The organism is Streptomyces viridochromogenes (genome assembly GCF_001270495.1).
Classification (GTDB): Bacteria; Actinomycetota; Actinomycetes; order Streptomycetales; family Streptomycetaceae; genus Streptomyces; species Streptomyces viridochromogenes_A.
The window spans coordinates 23,454-45,100 of sequence record NZ_LGUR01000173.1 but is presented as its reverse complement, the minus strand read 5'-3'; the positions used below and the strand labels follow the sequence as shown (position 1 = coordinate 45,100).

Annotated in this window: 22 protein-coding genes and 1 tRNA gene; 17 read left to right on the top strand and 6 right to left on the bottom strand. The window is 66.0% G+C overall.

Annotated elements, in window-relative coordinates:
• Nucleotides 1-2 precede the first annotated feature (2 nt).
• Complete coding sequence (locus tag ADK36_RS17300) at nt 3-734, top strand: GntR family transcriptional regulator (RefSeq protein ID WP_053198250.1); 732 nt, start codon at nt 3-5, stop codon at nt 732-734.
• Nucleotides 731-1,033 carry a hypothetical protein gene (locus ADK36_RS17295; RefSeq protein WP_053198155.1) on the top strand — a complete coding sequence of 101 codons (303 nt, stop codon included), beginning with the start codon at nt 731-733 and terminating at the stop codon, nt 1,031-1,033. The genes ADK36_RS17300 and ADK36_RS17295 overlap by 4 nt, the downstream gene beginning before the upstream one ends.
• Nucleotides 1,034-1,831: 798 nt before the next feature.
• On the opposite strand, the gene ADK36_RS47965 is transcribed toward ADK36_RS17295, so the two are convergent.
• From ADK36_RS47965 to ADK36_RS17290, 3 genes are all read right to left on the bottom strand, one after another.
• On the bottom strand, nt 1,832-2,569 hold the full coding sequence (locus ADK36_RS47965) for a hypothetical protein (RefSeq protein WP_199830198.1): 738 nt from the start codon (nt 2,567-2,569) through the stop codon (nt 1,832-1,834).
• A gap of 148 nt (nt 2,570-2,717) precedes the next feature.
• Entirely contained in the window at nt 2,718-3,323 is a 606-nt protein-coding gene (locus ADK36_RS48885; RefSeq protein ID WP_159391169.1) for a hypothetical protein, read from the bottom strand.
• 546 nt (nt 3,324-3,869) lie between these two features.
• Entirely contained in the window at nt 3,870-4,493 is a 624-nt protein-coding gene (locus tag ADK36_RS17290) for a hypothetical protein (RefSeq protein ID WP_053198153.1), read from the bottom strand.
• Nucleotides 4,494-4,923: 430 nt separating this feature from the next.
• On the opposite strand from ADK36_RS17290, the gene ADK36_RS48880 reads away from it, so the two are divergent.
• Entirely contained in the window at nt 4,924-6,231 is a 1,308-nt protein-coding gene (locus ADK36_RS48880; protein ID WP_159391168.1) for a hypothetical protein, read from the top strand.
• A 350-nt stretch (nt 6,232-6,581) separates the two neighbouring features.
• Here ADK36_RS48880 and ADK36_RS48875 read toward each other — a convergent pair whose 3' ends face one another.
• Nucleotides 6,582-7,595 (bottom strand): hypothetical protein, encoded by a 1,014-nt coding sequence (locus ADK36_RS48875; protein ID WP_159391167.1) that lies wholly within the window; start codon nt 7,593-7,595, stop codon nt 6,582-6,584.
• Between the two features lie 388 nt (nt 7,596-7,983).
• A complete protein-coding gene (locus ADK36_RS17285) occupies nt 7,984-8,448 on the bottom strand; it encodes an NUDIX hydrolase (RefSeq protein ID WP_053198151.1) in 465 nt (154 codons plus the stop codon).
• Nucleotides 8,449-8,466: 18 nt separating this feature from the next.
• Here ADK36_RS17285 and ADK36_RS17280 point away from each other — a divergent pair, with 18 nt between their 5' ends.
• The 11 genes from ADK36_RS17280 to ADK36_RS17235 all read left to right on the top strand — a co-directional run bounded on the left by ADK36_RS17280 (nt 8,467) and on the right by ADK36_RS17235 (nt 15,937).
• Nucleotides 8,467-9,246 carry a GntR family transcriptional regulator gene (locus ADK36_RS17280; protein ID WP_053198149.1) on the top strand — a complete coding sequence of 260 codons (780 nt, stop codon included), beginning with the start codon at nt 8,467-8,469 and terminating at the stop codon, nt 9,244-9,246.
• Between the two features lie 138 nt (nt 9,247-9,384).
• On the top strand, nt 9,385-9,741 hold the full coding sequence (locus tag ADK36_RS17275) for a hypothetical protein (RefSeq protein ID WP_053198148.1): 357 nt from the start codon (nt 9,385-9,387) through the stop codon (nt 9,739-9,741).
• A gap of 2 nt (nt 9,742-9,743) precedes the next feature.
• Complete coding sequence (locus ADK36_RS17270) at nt 9,744-11,099, top strand: FtsK/SpoIIIE domain-containing protein (protein ID WP_053198146.1); 1,356 nt, start codon at nt 9,744-9,746, stop codon at nt 11,097-11,099.
• 82 nt (nt 11,100-11,181) lie between these two features.
• Entirely contained in the window at nt 11,182-11,385 is a 204-nt protein-coding gene (locus ADK36_RS17265; RefSeq protein ID WP_053198145.1) for a hypothetical protein, read from the top strand.
• The gene (locus ADK36_RS17260) at nt 11,385-12,089 is read left to right on the top strand and encodes a DUF2637 domain-containing protein (protein ID WP_053198143.1); all 705 of its coding nucleotides are present in this window, start codon (nt 11,385-11,387) and stop codon (nt 12,087-12,089) included. The genes ADK36_RS17265 and ADK36_RS17260 overlap by 1 nt, the downstream gene beginning before the upstream one ends.
• Before the next feature lie 63 nt (nt 12,090-12,152).
• Nucleotides 12,153-12,344, top strand: coding sequence for a mobile element transfer protein (locus ADK36_RS17255; RefSeq protein WP_053198142.1), 192 nt, complete (start codon nt 12,153-12,155; stop codon nt 12,342-12,344).
• Nucleotides 12,345-12,356: 12 nt separating this feature from the next.
• Nucleotides 12,357-12,512 carry a hypothetical protein gene (locus ADK36_RS47960; RefSeq protein WP_107086877.1) on the top strand — a complete coding sequence of 52 codons (156 nt, stop codon included), beginning with the start codon at nt 12,357-12,359 and terminating at the stop codon, nt 12,510-12,512.
• 24 nt (nt 12,513-12,536) lie between these two features.
• The gene (locus ADK36_RS17250; protein WP_053198141.1) at nt 12,537-12,854 is read left to right on the top strand and encodes a hypothetical protein; all 318 of its coding nucleotides are present in this window, start codon (nt 12,537-12,539) and stop codon (nt 12,852-12,854) included.
• 127 nt (nt 12,855-12,981) lie between these two features.
• On the top strand, nt 12,982-14,349 hold the full coding sequence (repSA, locus tag ADK36_RS17245) for a replication initiator protein RepSA (RefSeq protein WP_199830202.1): 1,368 nt from the start codon (nt 12,982-12,984) through the stop codon (nt 14,347-14,349).
• Nucleotides 14,346-14,543 (top strand): helix-turn-helix transcriptional regulator, encoded by a 198-nt coding sequence (locus ADK36_RS17240; RefSeq protein WP_053198138.1) that lies wholly within the window; start codon nt 14,346-14,348, stop codon nt 14,541-14,543. The genes repSA and ADK36_RS17240 overlap by 4 nt, the downstream gene beginning before the upstream one ends.
• Complete coding sequence (locus ADK36_RS17235; RefSeq protein ID WP_053198136.1) at nt 14,543-15,937, top strand: tyrosine-type recombinase/integrase; 1,395 nt, start codon at nt 14,543-14,545, stop codon at nt 15,935-15,937. The genes ADK36_RS17240 and ADK36_RS17235 overlap by 1 nt, the downstream gene beginning before the upstream one ends.
• Nucleotides 15,938-16,118: 181 nt before the next feature.
• On the opposite strand, the gene ADK36_RS17230 is transcribed toward ADK36_RS17235, so the two are convergent.
• A tRNA-Arg gene (locus tag ADK36_RS17230) sits at nt 16,119-16,191 on the bottom strand.
• A 320-nt stretch (nt 16,192-16,511) separates the two neighbouring features.
• Here ADK36_RS17230 and ADK36_RS17225 point away from each other — a divergent pair.
• The 3 genes from ADK36_RS17225 (at nt 16,512) to ADK36_RS17215 (ending at nt 21,395) form a co-directional block, all read left to right on the top strand.
• A complete protein-coding gene (locus tag ADK36_RS17225) occupies nt 16,512-18,119 on the top strand; it encodes a dynamin family protein (RefSeq protein ID WP_048584889.1) in 1,608 nt (535 codons plus the stop codon).
• Nucleotides 18,120-18,122: 3 nt separating this feature from the next.
• Nucleotides 18,123-20,495 (top strand): GTPase, encoded by a 2,373-nt coding sequence (locus ADK36_RS17220; RefSeq protein ID WP_234329786.1) that lies wholly within the window; start codon nt 18,123-18,125, stop codon nt 20,493-20,495.
• Between the two features lie 435 nt (nt 20,496-20,930).
• Nucleotides 20,931-21,395 (top strand): single-stranded DNA-binding protein, encoded by a 465-nt coding sequence (locus tag ADK36_RS17215; protein ID WP_048584943.1) that lies wholly within the window; start codon nt 20,931-20,933, stop codon nt 21,393-21,395.
• Nucleotides 21,396-21,647 lie beyond the last annotated feature (252 nt).

The following is a 21,647-nucleotide window of genomic DNA, read 5'->3' as shown; positions in this document are numbered from 1 at the left end:
CCGTGCCTTCAAGACATTACGAGATCGCCGATGATCTGCGGCAACAGATCACGACGGGCCACATCGAGCCCGGCGAACGCCTGCCGTCCGAGGCCAGCCTTGCCGACCGGTACAAGGTCAGCACGGTGACGCTGCGGAGTGCCCTCGCGGTCCTCCAGGGCGAAGGCCTCATCGAGAAGATCCACGGCAAGGGCAATTTCGTCCGCCGCCCACCGCGGAAGATCGTGTACGTCGGGGGATGGGGAACGCTGGACCCGTGGACCGCCGCTGAAACGGCTCTCCGTGTCACGGTCCGCACCAACACGGTTCCGGCAGAGGGGCATCTGACGACCTTGCTGAATGTGCCGACAGGCAGCCCTCTCGCCGAGCTCTTCTGCATCAGCCACGAGGGAGAGTCACCGCATGGGCTGGCCCGCATCTACATCCCGCGCGACCAGGCACCCGCCGGAGTGCTGGACGACGAGTCCTCATGGCGGGAGACAGCAACGCGATTTGCCGTCCTGAGCTCGCCGCCGGCAACTGTCCGGGAGACGGTCTGTGCCCGCCCACCGACACCGGACGAAGCATCAGGCCTCCGGCTCCGCTCCGCCGTGGCAGTCCTCGCCGTCACACGCGTCGCGATCGACGCCACCGGGCGAGTCGTCGAGGCCGCACTTCTGGTGTTCCCGGGGGATCGCGTTGATGCCGTCTTCACCACTCACCACGTGACCGACGAAAGGCAGAAGCAAAGATGACTGAACCGAACGAGCTGCGGCTTCTCCCGTGGTCGGGGCCGGAGGGTAAGCCTTGCTTCCTGAGCACCGACGACAACGGCGGCTACATGTCTCGCCTGGCAGACAACATCGAAGCGGTGCAACTGGGAACGGCAGTCGAGCTGCTGGAGGAGGCCTCAGACACACTCGTCGATCAGGAGGCGGGCCCGGAAGACCTGCGACGGTTGGCGAAGGAGCTGACGGGGGCTTTGCGGGACGTGCTCCGTGTTGCGACCAGCCGCGGATACGTCCTAGCGGCAAGCGAACCTCACCGCTTCTAGTCAGCGGCCGCAAGACGCCCGTCCACGTCGGGGAGAAGTCCGGTTATGCGCCTGGGCTTCTCCCCCGTTGCACTATGCGGGCCAGAGTCGGTGACACGCACGGCTCCGAAGGCCGCTTTAGCACTCGCGTGTCAGTCGACCAACGGACATGCGGCTTCACCTGCTGGGGCTGCGCCGTTATTCTCATCTCATGAATTGGTTTTCACTAGCGAGCGCTCTTGTTGGTGCTGGAATTGGAATGGGGTCAACTCTAATAGTGGATGCTTTGAGGTGGAGGCGAGAAAAAGATGCTCGACAGGAGACCACGAGGAGGGAAGTGTATGTGGCCTATTTGGTAGCGCTCGCCAAATGGCGTAACGGTCTCCGGGAAGTGGCTTACGATTCTTCCCTGACGTCTGAGGGACGGTGGGAAATAGCGCGTCGGGCGTTACCTGAAAGTCAGGCCTACGAGAGGCGAATGGAGATGTTCATCACTGCTCCTCCTGAGGTTGTGCGTCACTCGGAAGCTGCATATAAATCGCTACGGAACATGAAAGACCCCATCGCTAACGGCCTCCTTCAAGACACGTCTGAATACCGCGAACTTGTTAGTGTATTTGAAAGCAAACTCCAGAGCCTCAGATCGGCCATGCGGGCTGACCTTGGGGTGAAAGGCCCTGAGGCGGGTGTGGGATTTCCGGGAGTGGTTCCTTAACCTCGTCCCGTCATGAAGCGGGCTCTCCGGCTCCTGGTGCGGCCAGGCAGTGAGAAGAATCCACAGAGCCTGATTGCTGATTCCCGGATGAGTCCGGGAATCAGTCATGTAGGCGGAGGTACGAAGCGTGCAGCGTCGCCTTCGTACCAACTCCACTCCCACCGGTTGCTGAAGCCTTCAGCCGGCGTTCCGGAAGTGAGGAAGGCGCCGCCCTCTGGCACCACGGGGACTACCTTGCGCCTTCCTGCCTGGAAGGTTTCGATTTCCAACCGCCACGAGCACCGCACACTATCGGCACGGCCAGTAATCAATAGAGTTTGAGTTTCTCCTGGGGAAAGCGTAATGGAGTGATCCTCGAAGTAAGGTCGACTGCCTGTGCGGATCAGGTTTTCGGCCGACCCTTCATACGTGGCACTCCATGCCTTGGGGCGGTCGTCGTCGAGTAGGAAGTCCAGTACCAGGGCCTCTGCGGCCCCGGCCGGGGGATACCTAACCCAGGCGGCATCGAACGGAACGTCCTCAAGCTTTTTGTGCACCGTGATATCAGTGATGGTCAGAGGTTGCTCTGAACGGTTCTCCACGAGGACCCTTGCACTGGTGGTTCGGAAGTCAGCGGCACCTCGTTGACGGAGTAGCCAGTACATCGGCCAATAAGTGCGCTGATCTTCAGGGACCTTCGACGGCAGGGAGTCCACCGTTGGCAGGGCCACCTCCCAGGCTTTAGGAACGATGATCTCTCCCGTCACTGCTAGGGGATCACCGCGCTTCACCCAGCGTCTTACTGCGACCCCGATTGTGGCGAGCACAAGAAGCCCCAAGGGGTAAATGAAGTTCTCGATCACGTGTGCCCTTCTCGCCGGTGTAACTCTACCGCGCGACTTCTTCTATCTGAGCCCGTCCGTGGGTTTCTGCTGATGAATAGGTCTGTTTAATGCCAGCGGTGAATGCCTAGACCCAGTGTGGCGAGAACTTGCGAAGAAGGGGACTTGACTAAAACTTCCCGCAATTGGGCTCTGGGCGCGTCTTGGCTACATTTCCATTGGGAACTTCCGGAACAAGTTTGCCTGACTGTATACGCTGTCCCAAATTTTTAACTTCCATCCCAAATCCTTCGAGGGAACTCAGTTCGCGAAGCGTAGTTCCTCGCGCCCACTTGGCTCCCTGGGCGTCTTCGAATATGAGAGCCGTCGATATTGGTTGCTCGACATCGACATCCTCCTCCTTTTCTAGTCGGTCAAAAGACGCATGAAGGATCTTCTTAGTGAAGACTAGCTGTGTACAAGGGGGCAAGCTAGCTGACGTGTATTCCGCAACCACCTTATGCAATTTAAGCCTGGCCTTTTCGGTGGGGATTGGTCCTGACGGCCACTTGAGGAACGAGAACCTCACCGTCAGCTGATAGACCGCGTCGGGAGACCGATTGCTGACGACCGCAACGTCCCCGTTATTGGGTTGACTATTCGTGTACCAGAAGCCCACCTGCATGGCCTGCGACCTATGCTCCCGTTCGTTTTGATCCCTGTTGATTATCTGTTGGTCGCGCAGTGCAAGCCCCGTGTAATAGGTGGCAACTGCCGAAACGATCAGACCAACCACGGCTGCGATGGCGGAGGCAAAAGTTCCCCACGATGAGAGCCAAGTGGCCCGGCGCGCTGTCGGATCGGGCTGCGTCGCTGGGACAGAGCGAGCTGCCGAGCGAAGTGCCACGCTTCGAACGATCGACGATCTCCAACGCGGCGTCGGTGCCGGCCTGGTGATACCCGGTTGAACTCGTTGCTGAACGGCTGTCCGTGTCCGTGTCCGCGCCTGCCGGAGCCGTGCGTGAGCTCCCGATGTCCCTGCCCGCTGACGCCGCGATGTCATTCTCGCCCTCTCGCCTCAGAGGGCGGCATTATGCAGGATGGCTGGTGACATGATCAGGAGAAGGGCCCAAGGTCGGGCACCACTTGACGCCCTGCCACAAGCGGTAAGAAACACCCCATCTTGCCCGACGGCTACCCCTGGGGGGAAACGCGTATGGGCGGGGGGCTCTGACCTGGGGTTTCCCTGTTGGCGGCCCTGACTCGACTGTCAACGCCGGTCGCCGCCGGTCGGCGTCGGGCGCCCTTGCACGGCCCAGGGACGGCCCAGGATCGGGGGTGCTCACTCAAGAGACTGGGCCGCTACCCGCAGCTGCTCGCTGTGGAGCCAAGTGAAGGTGCGGTCGGGTTCGAGGTGGGCGTCTCCCCAGTGGATGAGGTGGATGCCGTTCTCTGGGTCGGCCGTGAAGAAGAGACACACGAGCTTCGTGGAGGCGCCGAGGGCCTCGAACGTCTCGTGCAGCTCCTCGTACTCCTCGGTCGTGAACTCATCATCAAGGGGGAAGAGGCCGTCTTGCGGCTCGGGCCCGTGGCTCAGGAGCATCCGACGGCGCGTAGGGGAAGCGTTGGCTGCCAGCCGCGCCCGTTCGAGGGGCTTGGGACGGTCGGCGTACTTGAAGGGGAAGAGCGCGTGGTCGTTGATGACGGCGTACTCATACCCGCGCACGTCCCGCACGGCTTCGTCCAGCTCACGAGCTGTATCCGCGAGGTTCTCGCGCACGGCCTCGGCCAGGGTGACGCCGTAGGGGCTGCGCTTCTTCAGCCTCGCGGTGAGGTGGACGGCATGAGCCCGAGCGTGGGCCCTGGCCAGCTGCTCCGGAATCGCTTCGACGAGCCTGCCGGCATGCCGTCCAAACCGCTCCACGGCCCAGTCCGACGGCTCGTGGTTACTACCCAGCACGGACATGCAGAGTCCCCCCTCCTCCAGTCACCCCTGCCTACCAACTGTGTGACACGTGCATGAAGCATCAACAAGGGAGCGGATCCGGCCATGCGCCGCGAAGGGGTCTGCTGTGGTGTACCGACAGGCTCGGAGCGAGGGCTTGAAGGCGCTAGGTTCTTGCGATGCGACGTGTGCGCTGAACAGCACGGATGCTTGAGATATCGCCATAACGGCTTCCGCCTTCGACTGCGGCAGCCGGAGAGGCGCTTCTTGGGTTGCAGCCCCGGAACAGGACAGTCGACCGGATCTAGACAGCCTGGCGGTGTCAAGGAACTGAACTGACGGGACCTCAACTGTCAGACTCCATCGCTACGCTGGAAGTGCGCAGGCTCGGACATTCCACGTTCGCCCCCCCCAACCTAGCGCAGAGGTACGTCTTTCAGCGGAGGCGCTCGTGAGCGTGGACAGCCTGTGGTCCAAGATCGATCTATCAGTTCAGGGCACGTCCAGTCATGGGGCACCTAGCGAGGGTGAAGACTCCAGCTTCGAGAGTCGTTGGAAGGCGTGGCCGAAGTGGACGGTTCGCCTGCTTGACGGAGTCGGCTCTCTTGTTTGGCTTTACATTTTCGTCAAGCTCTTCATCTTCGACGTTGACAACTATCTAATCGAAAAATTCCTTCCGGGTGCGGGATCGATCCTCAACTACCGATTCCTGTTTATCGGCGGCCTTTTTGTGCTGCTTATCTTGTTTTCGAAGGGTCGACGGTTAAAGTATCTCTACGTGAGCTTCTTCCCGTTTGTTGTCGCGTTCTGGAAAGTACCCAAGTGGTTCTACAAAGCGAAGAGCTGGGTCGCGGTCTTCACTTTTGTCAACGTAGCCGCTACGGCAATCAGACACCTCAAGTTCAATTTGATCACCCGATTTTGTGCCATTCTTGCCCTCGTTGGATCAGCTGTAATCTCGAACCGTGTGCTCCTGGCTATTTGTGCAGCCTACCTAGGCCTCTATTTCTTCCTTCTCATGACGCGAACCATTTGGTTCTCAGTCAGACCTTCACACTTTCTCAAGTCTCAGCAAAAGCTGATCGACCACGTCTCAAGCGCAAGCTTCGTTGCTCAGATTACTTCGGTCAGCCCTCAGCTTAGAGATGCAAGCATTGAGAAGTTCAGCGCGGCTCAGCTTGCTACATTTCAGTCGAACTTGGGAATGGCAGTGCTATGCAGCAGGGCAACCTACTACTGGGCATATCAGCTGGAGAAGTACAGGAAGAGCGCAGCCGCACTCATCCTGAGTACGGTCGCATACTCCAGCCTTTACCTGCAAGGCACTATCGCATTCTCGGCAATCAACTGGTCAATTCTCAAGATTGACCCTGCAGCCTTCTCCTACTCAGGGAATCCAAGCTATTTGCAGGTAGCTTACTACTCACTATTCAACGGTGCGGGGTCCGCACTTACGCCCGTTTCGGGAATTGCGATCTTCGTGAAGATTGCAACTAACATCGTAGCTCCGCTTTTTATTACGGCGCTAGTTACTCAGTTTCTAATCAATCGTCGCCAGGTCGAGCAGGATGCTGCCGCACAGGAGGCCGTGGCGAAGATCAAGACTGCGGGCGTGGAACTTGAGAAGAGATTTAGACAGGAATATGAAATCTCGACCGAAGAGGCTATCACGCGCCTCCAAGACTTGGGTGAGTCATTCTTCATGACTGTCATTGTGGCCATGTCTTCTCAGCTACCGCCCGACTATGATAGTGACTAGCTCCCGCGAGGTCTGCGGAACTCGATAAAGGCGCGTTAAGCGCCGACAAGTGAAATTAGGGAATCGAGGTCCAATTCCCTAAGGCCGCTGCGCGTCCTGTGGCGCTTGCCCCCTCGACGCGAACTGCGGGTCGGACACTCATGGAGGTCTGCGAGCTGACCACGAGGCCGCTAGCGATGGTCCACGGCGCGTTCATCATCACCGCATCGGGAGTTCGATCGAACCAACAAGGGATTCGCCCCAGTTGGCGCAACGGCCGAGCGGGGCGGTGAGGTACATCTCCGTCCGCCGTCGTTGATGTCAGCCTTGGACGCCAGAGACCCTCAACGCGGCAGATGCCCCAATCGAGCCTAGTTGGGGCATTCCTTGTAGATTGTTTTCACATCAGAGAAAACCTTCCACAATGTTTTGACCTCTTTTCCTTCTGATTTCTCTGTTGCGCAGATAGATCGATCGACAATAGAGTCCGAATTGACTCTAATGATGCGCCGATCTCCTTCCGTAAGGATCGTTGTCCAATTGTCACCCTCGGTGACTACGTATCCTACGGTCGCTCTATCTCCCTTGATGTCCAAAATCTCAGCTGGAAGCCAAGGGCGATCGGATACCAATGAAGTAAACACAACGTAGAAGGTGACGACTGAAAGCGCCGTGGTGAGCGCCAAGCTCTCCGCGCTTGGACGGCTCCGATTAATCTGACGAACCCGTGAATTGTACTCTGCCGCGAGTGACCTTATTTGATTTTCAAGCTCGCTCAATCTTCCAAGGTTCGGTTCCGGTTCGCTTCGAGCTTGGATCAGTTGGCCCCCACATGCTACCTGCTTCTCCCAAATCTCATGTAGCACGACGTCTTGTGGAGGGTCGCTTGGCCAATTTGGCCTTGAATCTTCATTGGTCGACTCGTTAGTATCAGGACTCGCTTGGCGCCTAGCCTTCAAGTGTCGCCGAAGATTTACGACTCCTTTAGTGGCGATGATACCCAGTAGGACGAGAACCGCCCCCCAGTACAGGACGAAGGTGAGGAGGAGGAGTGCAACCGCGAAATCAATGTAGAGGCTGACTCGTTTAGGCTTCGACATCTCCTTAAAATCAATGCTTGAGTTGATGAGCACGATTGCGAGGGTTCCGAGAGTTGGCACGAGGAGTACCAGAACTCCACCGATTACCTGAACTGGCCCGGCCGAATTGATTAGGGCGAGAGAAGTTGCAACGGAACCATGGGAGATTAGTGCGACTTTCAGTACTACGGCGGCCAGGATTCCTGCCCCGGCATAAGCTGGCAGATTTGTTAGAAGTTCAGATTTTCGTGCGCTTTCAGCCTGGTATTCCTCAATCAGGTCGCGCGCTTCTGATGCATTTCCCATTTACCACCTTCTCACTTTGAGGTGATTATAAGGGGTGGGGCTTACGGGTGTGGGCACATTCGGAGAGGTCGGCGGAGCGGCTTTGGGCTGGAGCTGCTTTGGGGCGAGTGATCATGGCCCCGTAAGCTTCCGGCGAGTCGGGCAGTCTGTGGACCTGCCCGTTAAAGCACGACGTTGGGGCCATGATCTTAGAGGCTCGCCCCAAAGTGGCTGCCTAAAGCCGTGGAGCCGACCGCCCCAGCCATAGAGGGTGTCTCCCACCTTCATGCCCGCAGCCGCCGAGCGCGCCGCCGGGCGCGGCCAGCCGGGGCGCAGACAGGAGGCAGGCCGCGCCGCAGAGGCGGCGCGCGCCCGCGCCGTGCGCGGGCTTGATGAAGGAGAGAAAATCTTATCCCGCTGGGATGAGGTGCTTGCCGTCATGGCTTCGTACGTGGGGGCCGTCGCCGTCCAAGGCGTCCAGGAGTCTGACCGCGAAGACTTCGGACATGCGCTCGCTGACCTCGTCGGGCGTGAGCCAGGAGACAGCCGTGGACTCGCTTGAGGTGCGCTCGGTGCCGCCGGAAGGCTTGCAGCGGAAGACCAGGGCCACGATGCCGCGGGCCAAGTTCTTGTAGACGCCGGTCAGTTCGTCCACCTCGACGTGGACACCCGTCTCCTCCAGGACCTCGCGGGCCACGCCGGCCTCGGGGGTCTCGTCGAGTTCGAGGATGCCGCCCGGGAGCTCCCAGGTGCCGTTGTCGGCTCGGCGGATCGCTAGGAGGCGCCCGTCCTCGCGCACCACTACTCCGGCCACGGACACGGAGTGCAGGGGAGACGGCGTCGCTTCCTGTGGTTGACTCATGTAGAGGAGCATAGGAGGCAGGGAAGGACTATGGGAACTGCGGCTGGAGGGGTCGGTTCCGGGCCTCGGTACGTGCAGATCGCGGACGAGATCGTGCAGCAGATTCGGGCGGGGGTTCTCAAGCCTGGTGACATGGTGCCGAGTGAGTCCGAGCTGGTGGACCGCTACGGCGTGTCCGGCGGGACGATCCGTAAGGCCATGGTCGAGGTGCGGGCGAGTGGGCTGGTCGAGACTCGGCACGGTAAGGGCTCGATCGTGAAGAACCGGCCTCCCGTGAGGCACCGCTCCTCCGATCGCTTCCGGCGTTCGCTCCGGCAAGGGGGACAGGCGGCGTATCTCGCGGAGTCCGCACAGTCCGGCGCCACCGCCAAGGTCAGCGTCCTCTACATCGGGCCCATGGAGGCGCCCGAGGATGCCGCCGAACGCCTGGGCGTCCCCGTCGGCTCGCAGGTGCTGGCCCGTCGCCGCCTCTACTTCCGCAACGGCACCCCGGTCGAGACCGCCACCTCCTACCTCCCTTGGGAGGTCGTGAAGGAGATCCCGGAGCTGTTCGCTGAGAACCCCGGCGGCGGTGGCATCTACGCCCGACTCGAAGACCACGGGCATGAGTTCACGGAGTTCGTCGAGACGCTGCAAGCGCGGCCGGCCTCCAAGGCGGAGGCCTCGGAGTTGGCGTTGAGCCCGGGTGCGCCGGTGGTTCATCTCATCCGGGAGGCCCGTACGACCGAGGGCCTCGTGGTCGAGGTGTGCGACACGCTCATGGCCGCTGACCAGTTCGTTTTCGAGTATCGGATCCCTGCCGCCGACTGACGACCGCTCAACTTCCCGCAACCCGTCGCGAGTTCTTCCTAGCGGCGGGTTGACTCATGTGCATGAGTGATGCACTCTTCTTCATGTCACTCATGTACATGAGTGACGAAGTTCAGCATCTATAGAGGAGTGATCTCTGTGCGTCAGATCCCTGTAGACACCTCCGGAGCGGTCGTGATGGTCGCCAAGACCCCGCAGGTCAAGGTCCGTGACCGTCGGACCGGTGAGGTCGCGACCGACATGGAGACCGGGGCGAAGCTGATGACGGTCGACGTGATGTTCGCGGCTAACGAGGAGGTGGAGATCCTGTCCGTCACCGTCCCGGAGCTCGGGATCACCGGCGAGCTGTCCATGGGCACGCCGGTCGCGCTCACCGGCTTGATCGCTCGGCCCTGGGAGAACGACTTCAACGGCCAGAAGCGACACGGCATCGCGTTCCGCGCGGTCGCGGTCACCTCGCTCGCCGACACCGCCGCAGGGCCCAAGGCGGCCTGATCATGACCGCCTTCACGGTCACCCTGGTGCTGGTCGTCGCCGCCGTGGGACTCCTGCGGTGGCGGCGCCCCGCCTGGTACTGGTTGACCTTCGGGGTCACGCTGGCCGTGGTTCGGGTGCTGGTCCGGTACGGCTCAGTCATGGATGCGTGTGGACTGACTGTTCCGCCGGCGCGGTGGCGGCTCGCCCTGGCCCGTGCCATCAGCCGGCCGTTGCCGGAGTCCCGTTCCCCGCGCATCCTGCGGCTGCGGCCGACTCGTACTGGCCTGGTCCTGCGGCTCAAGCTCCGCCCCGGGCAGGACGCCTTCGACATCGCTGCCGCCTCGGACCGGCTCCGGCACTCGTTCTCGATGTACGGCGTGACCTCGCGTGAGCTGCGCTCTGGTGTCGTCGAGGTGCGGATGACCGGCTACGACGTGCTCAAGCGGGTGCAGATGCCGGGTGAGACCGAGATCCGTCCGATGCGTGTCCCGGTCGCTTTGCGGCAGGACGGCTCAGTGCATTACCGCGACTACCGGGCGATACCCCACGCCCTCACCCTCGGCGCCACGGAGTCCGGCAAGTCCGTCTACCAGCGCAACCTGGTCGCCGGGCTCGCCCCGATGGACGTTGCCCTCGTCGGCATCGACTGCAAGCAGGGGGTTGAGCTGTTCCCGCTGGCCCGGCGGTTCTCCGCGTTGGCCGACGACCCCGACACCGCGGCCGAAGTGCTCGACGCGCTAGTGGTCCGGATGGAGCGCAACTATCAGCTCATCCGGGCTCAGCAGCGGATCGCCGCCGACGTGCCGGATGCGGAGATCGCCGCCGACATCTGGGATCTGTCGACCGATCTGCGCCCAGTCCCGGTCGTTGTCCTGGTCGATGAGGTTGCCGAACTCGCCCTGTACGCCAACAAGGAGGAGGAGAAGCGCCGGGACCGCATCATCACCTCCCTGGTCCGCCTCGCCCAGCTCGGCCGTGCGGCCGGCATCTACCTCGAAATCTGTGGGCAGCGCTTCGGCTCCGAACTCGGCAAGGGCATCACCATGCTCCGTGCCCAGCTCACCGGCCGTACCGCCCACCGCGTCAACGACGAGACCTCCGCCAACATGGCCTTCGGAGACATCGCTCCGGACGCTGTCCTAGCCGCCATCCAGATCCCGGCGGAGAAGCGAGGGCTCGCCATCGCCGGCGACTCGACCGGAGGGTGGCACCGCATCCGTGCTCCGCACACCTCGCTCCGGCAGGCCGTGAACATCTGCAACCGGCACGCCGACCGGACTCCAGACCTGCCTGAGCTGGCTCCGTACCGGCCCGCCCTCTCCGCCCTGGCCGGCGCGCCCTTGCAGCCTGCCAAGCCTTCCCCGGCCACCGCCTGATCTCTCGGATTCCCAACGGCCGGCGTGACCGCCTTCGCGCCAAGTCCCTACCCCCGCCATGCCCAAAGAAGGGAGAACCGCCATGTGCCCCGACTGCGAGGACTTTGCCCGAACAGTGCTCCTGCTCGGCCAACTCGCCCTGTACGCGGACATGGTTGGCGCTGACCTCGACTTCGTGGAAGCCGTCAGCCAGTCCCTCGCCGTCTCGCTGCCCGAGCCGCCGCCTGGTGTGTTTCTGGACGGCTACGACCCCGACGGTGGCCCCGCCTCCCCGGGTGACTTCTGATGGGTACCCGTCACGGTCTCCGTGTCGATGCAGTCCTGGTTCAGGCCGTGATCGCCGGTGCCTTGTCCTTCGCTCACCTGCACGACCTGGCCGCCGCTGCCGGACAGGACGGCTGGAAGGCGTGGGCCTACCCCGTCAGTGTCGACCTGCTCTTGGTCGCCGCATGGCGACGCCTGCGCAGCGAGGGGCCGTCCCGGCTGGCCTGGTGCTGGTTCCTCGTCGCACTGTTCGCCTCGCTCGGCGCCAACGTGGCCACCGCCGGGTTCCTCGACCTGACCGACCCGCCCGCCCTACTCCGTCTTGGCATCGCCGGATGGCCCGCGGTCGCCTTCCTCGGCGGAACACTCCTCGCCCACTCGGCAACTGCCCAGCCGGAGCCGCTTCCGCAGGCACCCGTCGCGGATGCATCGGACGCCGAGCCTTCGGCCGAGCAACCAGTACCGGATGCCCCACGCCCTTCGGTCACGGAAGCCATGCCTGAACCCGACGTCACCCCCACCCTCGCGACAGCCCACGCCGCTCCGGCCCCGGACCCCGCTCCGGCCACCGCGCCTCAGGTCCCCGCCGTACTGCTCGACCACGCCCGCAAGGTCGCCGACGAGTACCACGCCCGTACCGGCGCCTCGATTGACCCCGACACCCTGCGCTCCCGCCTCGGCGTCCCGCCTCACCTCGCCGACGCCATCGCTGCTCACCTCGCCTGACCGCTGCCGCTGTCCGCGCCAGCTTCTCCACCCCAACCACGGCCCGAGAGGGGACCGACTGACATGCCCGCCCGCGACCACTTCCACTCCGTGATGCGCATCGGTCCGGTGCAGATCGGCACCCACCGTGACCGCCACGGCCAGACCAAGCACGCCGCCGTGTGCACCTCCGACAACTGCGGCTGGTCCTCCGACTACTCCAGTCAGTCCGCCGCCCAGCTCGCCGCCCGCACCCACCGCTGCCGCATCCGCTAGGAGGCCACCGTCATGCAGGTCCCGCTCTGGCTCGCGCTGATCGTCGTTGGCTACCTCGGCGTCAAGCTCATCCGGCCGCCCGCCTGGCTCATCGCCGTACTCCTGCTCGGCGGCTTCCTCCTCGGCGACAGCGTCCTCGCCTCCGCCATCAACGCGCTCGTCAAGTAGCCCACCCGCGAGAGGAGACCACCGATGTTCCGCCCGAAGATCCCCACCATGCCCACGCCGACGGGCCTTGCCAAGCCGCCCGCCGTCGTCGAGCCGACCACCGTCAGCCCGAACGTACAGACCCCGCCGGCCACCCCGATGACGCCGACACCGTCCCGGCCCACGGTCCAGCTCACCCCCGGCACCGCACTCGCCCTCGTCGGCGGCGGCACGGCCGTCGTCCTGGTCCTCGGTGCCGTCCTGGTTTCGCTGCTCCTGGCGGTCGCCATCACCGGCGCCTCGGTCGCCGTATGCGCGGTCGTCCTGCGCTCCCTGCTCGCCTCTGAAGCCAAGCGACGCTGACCGGCCCCCGGGCGGCCTCGATACCGCCAAGCATCCGCCGCCCGGGCGCCGTCCCTGTCCGATCTCGCAACCGGAAGGAACCCCCAGCATGGCCCACCGCGCCTCACCCGCGACACCGAGTGCGCCCTTGCCGGACACATCGCTCGACCCGATCACCCTCGGGGACGTGCTCCGGGTGGCCTCGGCCTCCGACTACACCCGATGGGAAGACCAGATCCGCCGCACCGGCGGCTGCTCCGACCCCGTCCACCTCACCGGCTGGGTCCTCCAGAAGGACAAGACCACCGGTGAGACCCTGCACCACTACTCCACCGCGAACGAACCGGGCGAACGCCTCCGCCTCGCCTGCGGCAACCGGCGCGCCTCCCGCTGCCCGTCCTGCGCCTGGACCTACGCGGGCGACACCTACCACCTCATCCGCGCAGGCCTCGCCGGAGACGACCGACGCGACATCCCCGGCTCTGTCCGCGACCACCCGCGCGTGTTCGCCACCCTCACGGCTCCGTCGTTCGGCCCGGTCCACAACCGGCCCGATCACGGCACCTGCCGCTGCGGCACCCCACACGCGTCCGACGCCCCGGAGCTGGGCACTGCCCTCGACTCGGACAGTTACGACTACGCGGGTGCCGTGCTGTTCAACAACCACGCCGGACAGCTCTGGCAGCGCTTCACCACCCGACTCCGGCGCGAACTCGCCGCCCGCGCCGGCCTGCCCCGCCGGGAACTCACCGACCACCTTCGCGTCTCGTACGGCAAGGTCGCGGAGTTCCAAAAGCGTGGCGCCCTGCACTTCCACGCCGTCGTACGCCTCGACGGCCCGGAGGGGCCCGGAACGCCACCGCCCGCCTGGGCCACGGTCGACCTCCTCACGGCCGCTCTACGCGCCGCCGCCGCGCACTCCTACACCTCGGTGTCGGTGCCGGCCGCCGAGGACCAGCCCACCCGTACCTTCCGCTGGGGCACCCAACTCGACGTCCGGCCAGTGAAGGCCTTCGGCGACGGTTCCGACATCACCGAACAGGCCGTCGCTTCGTACGTTGCCAAGTACGCCACCAAGGCCGCCGAGAACACCGGCACTTTGGACCGGCGCATAGGCGAACTCGCCGAACTCGACCGCCACCAGGTCCCCGACCACACCCGGCGGCTCATCACCGCGTGCCGCGACCTGGACAGCCTCTATCCGGATCGGCGCCTCTGGGCCTGGGCCCACATGCTCGGTTTCCGCGGGCACTTCTCGTCCAAGTCGCGCACGTACTCCACCACTCTCGGCGCCCTCCGCCAGGAACGCGCCGACTTCCGCGCCGCCCAGGAGGCATCCCTCCTCGGCCTCGACGACCGCGAGCCGGACACCGTCCTCGTGCTGACGGACTGGCAGTACGCCGGCCACGGCCACACACCGGGCGAAGCCGCCCTCGCCGCGACCATCGCCCGGGACCTCCAGACCAACCGCGAGACCGCCCGCGAGGCTCTCCTGACCGAAGGGAGCACGGAATGACCACGGCCATCCGGTCACGCACCATGCTCACCCTCGCGGAGGTCTGCGACGAACTGGCCGTCTCGCGCTCGACCTTCTACGACTGGCGAGCCAAGCGCCGTGCGCCGCGCTGCATCAAGCTCCCGAACGGTGACCTAAGGATCCGGCGGAGCGACCTCGATCACTGGCTCGATGACCGCGAGGACGCCGCCTGATGGAGACGACGTACGACGTGAAGGTCTACAAGATCCTCGCGTACAAGGGCGCCCGGAAGAACACGTACACCGTGCGTTGGGTGGTCGCGGGGAAGCGCTGGCGTGAGCCCTTCGACACTGTCGCGCTCGCAGAGGGCTTCCGCTCCGAACTCATCCGGGCCACGGGCAAGGGCGAGGCATTCGTCGTGGCCACCGGGCTTCCGGTGTCCCACCGTTCCAAGTCGGCTGCCATGAGCTGGTACAAGTTCGCCGTCGAGTACATGGATGCCCGCTGGCCTCAACTCGGCGGCAACAGCCGCAAGAACATCGCCAAGACCCTGACCTCGACCACCATCGCGCTGCTGCGGGCCAAGCCCACCCAGTTCGCACCTGCGGCCATGCGCACCGCTCTGCGTGAGTGGGCCTTCAACACCAACCGGCGCCCCGACGCACCCCGAGACGTGGTTGCCATCCTCCGATGGGTCGAGCGGAATTCCTTGCCCGTCTCGGCCTGGGAGGACCCGGAAAAGGTGGACCAGGTGCTGCGCGCTATCGACACCCGCCTCGACGGCAAGCAAGCGGCGGCCTGGTCCCGGAAGCGCAACCGCCGGATCCTCAACGTCGCCATGAAGTACGCGATTCGGCGGCGCATCCTGCGGACCAACCCGCTTCCCAAGGGCAAGGAATCGACGGCCGCCGTAAAGACCACGAACGCCGTGGACAAACGTTCCTTGCTGAACCCGGAGCAGGCGGCGGCGATCCTCGACTGGATACGGCGCCGGCCGCGCGGCGGCGAGCGACTTCACGCCTTTTTCGCCACGCTGTACTACTGCGGCCCTCGGCCCGAGGAAGCCGTTGCCATGCGGGTGGAGGACGTGACCCTGCCCGAGCCTGACGCCGACGACCAGTGGTGCGAGCTGCTGATCCACACCGCGACCCCTGAGGTCGGAAAGCAGTGGACCGACACGGGGGAGATCCACGAACAACGCGACCTCAAAGGCCGCGCAGAGGGCGAGACCCGCACTGTCCCAGGGCATCCTGCCCTCACGCGCATCCTGCGGCAGCACATCGAGGATGAACGGCTCAAGCCGGGTGACCTGCTGTTCCAAGGCGAGTCGGGCGGCATCCTCGCTGGTTCCGTCATCCGACGGGCGTGGCGCAGTGCGCGTAAGGCCGTACTGCCCCCGCACGTCTTCGAGTCACCCACCGGACGGCGCGTCTACGACAACCGGAACACGCGCCTGACGAAGTGGCTGAACGATGGGATCCCGCCTGCCCAGGTGGCCGACTGGGCTGGGAACAGCGTGGCCGTGCTCCTGGCGACCTACGCCCGATGCGTCGAAGGTCAGCTGCCCGACCTGAAGAGGCGGCTCGAAGCTGCCGGAGATCTCCCCGAGCGGTCGTCCGCTGGCTGACCCCTCGGCCGCCCAGAACTTCGACACGTATTCGACACAGCCACCCGCGAAAACCCGGTGACAGCCGGACAGCCCCGGACCCTGCACTTGATCATCAAGAGGGCGTCCGGGGCTTCGTCATGCCAGTCGACACCCGCCCTGACCAGCAAAAACGCCCTCCCGAAGGAGGGCGGAGACTGGGCGCCCCCGGCAGGACTCGAACCTGCGGCCAAGCGCTTAGAAGGCGCCTGCTCTATCCACTGAGCTACGGGGGCCGGTTGTGGTGGCCTCGTTCTTGGTGCCCTGGTGGGGCTGATCCGTGACGTTGCCGGAGACAAGGATAGGGCTCCCACATCCGTGTCCCTGTTGCTTCGCCTCCGTGGCTCGATGTGGAGGTTCGGTGAAGCGGTCCTGATAATCGCAGGCAGGTACGAATCGTGCACCGCTTTCGGCCTCTCGCGCACCGGGTGTTGTGCACTCGTTATGCCTGGACTGCGCCTCTGTCCCGGTCGTCCCTTCCATCCCTTGTGTCCCGTCGGCGCGCAGACATGCTCATATGCTTCAGAATTCCCCTAAAATTGGGCATTCTTCGCATGTGGTGACCTTGGACGTACGGCCTCAGCTGCTCGACGCACTTTCCGCACTGCGCGACCGTGTCGCCGCCGCACGCTTCCCGCTGCCCCTGGCGGGGGCGCCACGCGCGCGTGCCAACCGCGACGAACTGCTCGCGCAGCTCGACGACTATTTGGTGCCCCGCTTGAGGGAGCCCGAAGCGCCCTTGCTGGCCGTGGTGGGAGGATCCACCGGCGCCGGCAAGTCGACGCTCGTCAACTCCCTCGTGGGCCGACGCGTGACCGAGGCAGGCGTGCTGCGGCCGACGACGCGAAACCCTGTACTGGTCTGCCATCCCGAGGACCATCACTGGTTCAGCGGGATGCGCGTACTGCCGGACCTCACGCGCGTGTGGGTGCCCGAACAAGATCCGGCGGACGAGCCGATGCTGTCCGCCGAGGACTCCGCACGCGTGCTGCGGATCGAGACCGCCGACACCCTGCCGTGCGGCCTCGCCCTCCTCGACGCCCCCGACATCGACTCCCTGATCGCCGACAACCGCGTACTCGCCGCCGAACTGATCTGCGCGGCCGACATCTGGGTGATGGTGACCACGGCCGCGCGGTACGCCGACGCCGTCCCCTGGCATCTGCTGCGCACCGCCAAGGAGTACGACGCCACCCTGGTGACCGTTCTGGACCGGGTGCCCCACCAGGTCGTGTCCGAGGTGTCCCGGCAGTACGGGGCACTCCTCACCAAGGCCGGCCTCGGCGACGTACCCCGCTTCACCGTGCCCGAGCTGCCCGAGTCGGCCTGGGGCGGCGGGCTGCTGCCGGCCACGGCGGTCGCTCCGCTGCGCACCTGGCTCAGCCAGCAGGCCCTGGACCCGGGAGCCCGGGAGCAGGCCGTCGCCCGTACGGCCCACGGTCTGCTCGACTCCCTCAAGGTCCGCATGCCCGAGCTCGCCAACGCCGCCGCCGCCCAGTACGCGGCAGCACTGCGGCTCACCGGCGCCGTGGACAGCGCGTACGACAGCGAGTACGCGCGCGTGCGGAGCCGGCTGCAGGCCGGTGCCGTGCTCGCCGGCGACGCGCTGAAACGCTGGCGCGCCTTCCCGCTCGACAGCACCGCAGGTGAGCTCCTCGACTCGCTGGTGGAGAGCCTGAGCACCCTCCTGCTGTGCGCCGTCACCGCCGCCGACGAGCGCGTCGACGACGCCTGGCGGCGCGAACCGGCCGCCGAGGCTCCCGAACTGACGGGCCGTGACCCGCGGCCCGCGAGTGTCGAACACCGCATCGGCGTGGCCGTACGGCGCTGGCGCAGGGAGCTCGAGGAGTACGCCGAGGACGAGGTGAGCGTCCTGGACCGCAGCGTCGCCCCGGATTCCGAGGTCGTCACCGCTCTGGTCGCCACCGCGCTACTGGGTGGCCGCCGGGCACGGTCCGCGGGGGAGGGACTCGCCGAGCGGATCGGGGCGCACGGGGCGCTGCGGCTGCGTGACCGGGCCGGGCGGCTGCTCACCGAGCACCTGGACCGGGTCATGCACAACGAACGCGAGCGACGGCTCGCCCCGCTCGACGCCCTGGAGGTCCATCCGGAACCCCAGGCCGAACTCATCGCCGCGCTGTCCGTACTGCAGAAGGAGAGGTGACCGGTGACTGCCGTCACTGACCAGGACCACACGGAACACGCCGATCAGCAGGAGGACGGCGCGACCAAGAACGATGAGCGCGAGCACCACGTCCCGGCGAGCGCGGCCCCTGTGGAGGGCGCTTCCGCTTCCGCTCCCACTTCCGCTTCCGAGAACGGCTTCCCCGCGACGGGTGACCGCGCGGAGGGAGAGCTCGACGAGGGCGAGGATTCCGCAGCTGCCGAGGAGTCGGAGATGCGCAAACTCTGGAGGAAGCTGGCGAAGCAGGAGTCCCGGGTCGGCGACGACCACGCGCGCGTGGAGGAGGCACGCCTGGAGGACGCGGAGGACGGCGACCCGCACGCGCGCGTGGATGCCCCCGACTCCGGCGGCCGTGAGGGTGACGAGCAGCAGGCGCGGGTGACCGTCCCTGAGCCCGGCGGCCGCAAGAACGGTGACCCGCCCGCGCGTGAGGGCGCCCGCGACACCGAGGGCCGTAAGGCGGCCGGCACCTCCCGGCATACGGAATCCCCCGCGCGTACGGAATCCCCCGCGCGTACGGAATCCCCCGCGCGTACGGAATCCCCCGCGCGTACGGAATCCCCCTCCCGTACCGAACCTCCCGCCGGTACGCGCGCTTCCACCGGCACGGACTCTTCCACCGGCACGGACTCCTCCACCAGTACGGAATCCGCGTCCCCCTGGGACGACGGGCTGATCGCACGGAGGGTTAATGAAACCGCTGTTCCGGAGCAGCCCGCCATCGTGGAGCCCCGCGCTTCCGGGGCGCAGGTCGTGACTCCGCTCGCCTACGACGGCGCGCTGCGGTCCCGGCTCGACGCGCTGCGTGAACTGGTCGGGCTCTCGCGCACCCGGCTCGACAACAGGACGCTCTCCGAGGCGGGCCGGGTGCTCGACGAGGCGGCGGCCCGGCGCAGGCTGTCCGGGCAGCACACCGTCGTCGCCATCGCGGGCGCCACGGGCAGCGGCAAGTCGCAGCTGTTCAACGCGCTCGCCGGAGTGACCATCTCGGAGACGGGCGTACGGCGGCCGACGACCTCCTCGCCACTCGCGTGCAGTTGGAGCGACGGCGCGGTCGGCCTCATCGACCGGCTCGGCATCCCGCCACGGCTGCGGCGGCGCCCCGCACAGAACGCGGCCGCGGACGGGCAGTTGCGCGGGCTCGTCCTGGTCGACCTGCCCGACCACGACTCGGCGGCCGTACAGCACCGTGAGCAGGTCGACCGCGTCCTGGCGCTCGTCGACGCGGTCATCTGGGTCGTCGACCCCGAGAAGTACGCCGACGCCGTGCTGCACGAGCGCTATCTGCGGCCCATGGCGGGGCACGCCGAGATCATGTTCGTCGTCCTCAACCAGATCGACCGGCTGCCCGGGGAGGCGACCGACCAGGTTCTCGACGATCTGCGGCGGCTGCTCGACGAGGACGGCATCGCGCTGGGCGAGCACGGCGAACCTGGCGCCGTCGTGCTCGCGCTCTCCGCACTCACCGGGGACGGCGTCGGCGACCTGCGCGAGGCGCTCGGCCAGTTCGTGGCGGAGCGCGGGGCGGCCGCGCGCCGGATCTCGGCCGACGTGGACTCCGCAGGGTGGAAGCTGCGGCCGGTGTACGCGGCGCGGCGGCGGACCGGGCTCAGCGAGGAGGCGCGGGACGAGTTCTCCGCCCGGCTCGCGGACGCGATCGGCGCCACCGCCGCGGGCGAGGCCGCCGAGCGGGCCTGGCTGCGCAACGCCAACCGCGCGTGCGGGACGCCCTGGCTGCGGCTGTGGCGCTGGTACCAGGACCGTAGTGTACCCCCGACGGGGCGACTGTCCCTGCGGGCCCAGACGGACGAGGAGGCCACCGCGCGCCAGCGTGTCGAACAGGCCGTGCGGACGGTCGCCGACCAGGCGTCGGCAGGGCTGCCCACACCGTGGGCACAGGCGGTGCGCGAGGCGGCCGTACGGGGCGCCCAGGGGCTGCCCGAGGCGCTGGACGAGCTGGGCGCCCGGGCCGGTCTGCCCCCCGGGCGGCCACCGCGGCCCAGCTGGTGGCCGGCGGCCGTCCTGGTACAGGCGTCCATGACGATCCTTCAGGTCCTCGGCGGGCTCTGGCTGGTGGGGCAGATCGTCGGCGTCATGGCGCCCAATCTGGGCGTGCCGGTGCTGCTGATGGTGGCCGGCATCGTCGGCGGACCGCTGGTCGAGTGGGGTTGCCGGATGGCGGCACGGGGCCCGGCCCGGCGATACGGCATGGACGCGGAACGGCGGTTGCGGGAGGCGGCGGCCGGGTGCGGGCGGGCCCGGGTGCTGGATCCGGTGGCGGCGGAGTTGCTGAGGTACCGGGAGGTTCGGGAGCAGTACGGGCGGGTGATGGGGGTGGGTTCTGCGGCGCGGTGACCTGGGACCAGGGAGGTGATCTGGACCAGGGAGGTGATCTGGGACCGGGGAGATGACCTGGGACCAGGGAAACGATCTGGGACCGGGGAATCGACCTGAGACAAGGAAAGTGACCTGAGACCGGCGAAGCGACCTGAGACCAGGTAAGCGACCAGAGCCCCGGGAACTGATCTGGTCGGGGGAACGCGGGTCACCCGTGTGAGTGGCGGAGATATCCACAGACGAGCGGTGATCCACAGGGCTCAGCGGGCTCGGCCCGACGGAGGCAGTCTGGCTTCGCGGCGATCGCGACGGACGCGGTCGATCGCGGTGACGGTGATGGTGGCGCGGCAGGACCTGTCCGGCTGCGCGGCCGTCATGTCGGACGCAGCCGTACGGGACGGGCCCGTACGCGTATCGGCCCGGCGGAGAGGCCGGGCGAGGGAGGGGTTCGAGATGAACGAGACGATCGTCTGCGCGGTGGGCAACGTGGCGACGCAGCCGGTGTACCGGGAGCTGGCGACGGGGCCGTCGGCGCGCTTCCGGCTGGCGGTGACCTCGCGTTACCTGGACCGGGGGAAGAACGAGTGGACCGACGGGCACACCAACTTCTTCACGGTGTGGGCCAACCGCCAGCTGGCGACCAACGCCGCCGGGTCGCTGAACGTGGGCGATCCCGTCGTGGTGCAGGGCAGGCTGAAGGTGCGCTCGGACGTGCGCGAGGGGCAGAGCTGGACCTCGGCCGACATCGACGCGACGGCGATCGGCCACGACCTCGCGCGCGGCACGTCGGCCTTCCGGCGCTCCCCGCGGCCGGAGGCGGGGGCCGCCGCCGCGCCGACACAGCCCGAGCCCGACTGGGAGACACCACCCGCCGAGGCCGACGCCCAACAGGCCCAGGAACCAGTGGCGGTGACGTGACGTCAGTCACCTCGCGACCCTGACCGAACTGCGGCTTATCGGCGAATGCGTTCCGAACGACCCCGGTGGATTTGTCGATAAGCCCTGCTCGTAAGGGATCTTGGGGATAACGATTCCGAGTCGGATCGGCCCTCCGACGGGATCACAGGGAAGCGTGGTGCGTCGCGTACCTAGGATGCCGGACGTAGCCCTCGGGGCTTCTGATTCTGCTGGTGGGACCGTACCCCCACGTCAACGGGTCCTGCTCGAAGG